This is a genomic window from Pseudomonas sp. K5002 (assembly GCF_013386655.1).
Lineage (GTDB): Bacteria > Pseudomonadota > Gammaproteobacteria > Pseudomonadales > Pseudomonadaceae > Aquipseudomonas.
Window position 1 is genome coordinate 1 of record NZ_JACARK010001218.1, and the last position, 1,544, is coordinate 1,544.

At 63.0% G+C, this 1,544-nt stretch carries 3 protein-coding genes; 2 read left to right on the forward strand and 1 reads right to left on the reverse strand.

The window, feature by feature from the left end:
- Together HX846_RS35060 and HX846_RS35065 are read left to right on the forward strand one after the other, a co-directional pair.
- The coding region (locus tag HX846_RS35060) for a phospholipase domain-containing protein (protein ID WP_178967240.1) at positions 1 to 680 on the forward strand (680 nt) is incomplete at its 5' end.
- 138 nt (positions 681 to 818) lie between these two features.
- Entirely contained in the window at positions 819 to 1,094 is a 276-nt protein-coding gene (locus HX846_RS35065) for a hypothetical protein (protein ID WP_008436022.1), read from the forward strand.
- Here HX846_RS35065 and HX846_RS35070 read toward each other — a convergent pair.
- A partial coding sequence (locus HX846_RS35070; protein WP_256740315.1) for an amidase family protein occupies positions 1,085 to 1,544 on the reverse strand: 460 nt, incomplete at its 5' end. The two genes, HX846_RS35065 and HX846_RS35070, sit on opposite strands and share 10 nt — an antisense overlap.

Below are 1,544 nucleotides of genomic sequence, written 5' to 3' on the forward strand. Positions count from 1 at the left end.
ACACCATCAGCCGCCAGGCCGCCGACTCCCTGCGTCAACGCCAGGAGCAACTGCCCCAGGTCGCCCTGCCGACGGTGGGCCAGCAACAGGCGCCGTTCCAGGCGCGAATGGCGCGGCCATCCCGGGCGCTGCCGTACCAGTTGAACGTTGAAGGCTCGGTTGACCGTCGCGCCAGTTCGGTGAGCCTGGACTTCTTCAACAATGGCGAACAGGGCGTGGTCTTCCACGTCTACGACCGCCTGCACCTGGACGAGGTACCGCGCCGCTACACGGTGGAAGCCGGCAAGCACCTCAGTGACACCTGGCAAGTCGCGGGTGCCTACAAGCTTTGGCTGTTGGGACCGAATGGGTTCCACCGTTCGTTCAAGGGGCACCTGCAGCGTCGCGAGCCGGAGTTATCCCTGGCGTATCACGGTGACACCTTGCTGCTGACCCTGGTCAACCCTGGCAAGCGTGCGGCCTCAATCACCATCGAGCGTTGCCCTTACACCAGGCAGGGGCCGTGGCTGCTCGAGATTGCGGGCGGCGGTCGTGTGCAGCGCACGTTCTCCTGCCAGCCCAATGGAGGCTGGTATGACTTCAAGCTACGCGACGAGCATGGTTGGGTGCGGCGGGTGGCGGGGCGAATCGAGACGGGGGCGCATAGCATCAGTGATCCGTTGATGGGCAAGCGTGGGTAAAGGCTGTTGATCTGCGGGGTGATTTCGTGGGCTTTTTCCCTGTTTTGTGTAGGAGCAGGGCTTTCTCCCCATGCAGCGCTTGAAACGCCACCCCTCTGGGCCATAGCCTCACGCTTTTCCTGACACTGAGGCCCGGCATTGGGTAAGCGAAAAACGGTTTGGCCCACGGAGCGGGAAGTTCGACTGCGCTTTATCCTGCTGGCAATCATTGAAACGGCCTGTATTCGAGGCGTTCCCATCGAACGCCTGCTGCTTTCATACATACTGTTGCGCAACAAGCCGACCCAGGAGCAACTTTGGGAGGCCATCAGCGATTGCCTGCTCCTCGATGAGATGCGTGGCTTTCGATTTGAACCCGGGTCGGAAGCCGATCGGTTGATGCGCAAGATCAGCAGCGAAATCAATCAGTCCTGACGAGCCACCAGCGCCGGCGTGCGCGGCGGCACCAGGCGCTTGCTGCCCGTCGACTCATAGGCCGATGCCAATCGCAGCAGCGCCGAATCGTCATACGCCCGGCCGGCAAATGTCAGCCCCACCGGCATGCCGATGTCGGCCATGACGCCCATGGGCACCGTCACTGTCGGCACGCCCAAATGGCGGATGGCGAGGTTGCCGTTGGCGACCCACACTCCGTTGCTCCAGGCGATATCCGCCGACGCGGGATTCACATCCGCATCCGCCGGACCTACGTCGGCGACTGTCGGAAAAATCACCGCATCCAGCCCCAGGTTATCCATCCAGTCTTCAAGGTCGATGCGTCGTGTCTGTTCCAGGCCGCGCAGGCCGTCGGGCACGGTGCTGATCCTGTCCCACGGCGTGATGCCGCGCTCGGCCATGCGCACGTATTCGTCCATGCCGGCGGCC